Origin of the sequence: Streptomyces calidiresistens (genome assembly GCF_014141525.1) — a bacterium.
Lineage (GTDB): Bacteria > Actinomycetota > Actinomycetes > Streptomycetales > Streptomycetaceae > Streptomyces > Streptomyces calidiresistens.
This window is the reverse complement of record NZ_VKHS01001411.1, coordinates 1-731: the sequence shown is the minus strand read 5'-3', so window position 1 is coordinate 731 and position 731 is coordinate 1. Positions and strand designations below refer to the sequence as shown.

Genomic DNA, 731 nt, shown 5'->3' with positions numbered 1-731 from the left:
GGGGTGCGCAGCGGGGGGCGCCACCCGTGGTCGGGGTCCCAACGGCGCACGATGCGGGCCGGGGCCCCGGCGACCACGGCGTGGTCGGGGACCTCCCCGCGCACCACCGATCCGGCGGCCACCACGACGTTGCGGCCCAGGCGGGCGCCCGGCAGTACCACCGCCGCCGTGCCCAGCCACGAGCCCTCGCCCACGGTGACCGGCGCGGAGCGCGGCCACTGCCGGCCGACGGGACGGTGGGGGTCGTCGTAGGAGTGGTTGGTCGAGGTCAGGTAGCAGTGCGGGCCGACGTGGACGTCGTCGCCGATGGTGATGGGCGCGTCGGCGACGAGGTGGGTGCCGCGGCCCAGGACGACGCCGTTGCCCAGCACGATCCGGGAGCCCTCACCCAGGTCGAGATCGGGGAGCATGCCGGCGGCCAGGGTGACGTCACGGGCGATGACGCAGTGCGCGCCCAGCTCGATCCAGGGGGTTCCGAAAACGGTTCCCTGGGGGAACGCCAGGCGGGTCCCGGGACCGATACGGCGGAAGGCGTGCGGACCGGGGCGGTCGGCGGTGACGGCTCCGGCGCCCTGCAGGCCCCGCCACGCGGCGTGGAAGGCCCGGGAGGCCAGACGGGCGAGCGCTGCTCGGGGGCGCACGGGCACGGGGCTCCTCGCGTCCCCCGTCCCCGCCGTCCGCCGGATGGGGCGGATGTCGGACGGTGGGGAAACGGGGGTCAGTCGGTGACG

Annotated in this window: 1 protein-coding gene; it reads right to left on the bottom strand. The window is 76.7% G+C overall.

The window, feature by feature from the left end; translation table 11 throughout:
- The coding region (locus FOE67_RS27570; protein WP_323385619.1) for an acyltransferase at positions 1 to 641 on the bottom strand (641 nt) is incomplete at its 3' end.
- Positions 642 to 731 lie beyond the last annotated feature (90 nt).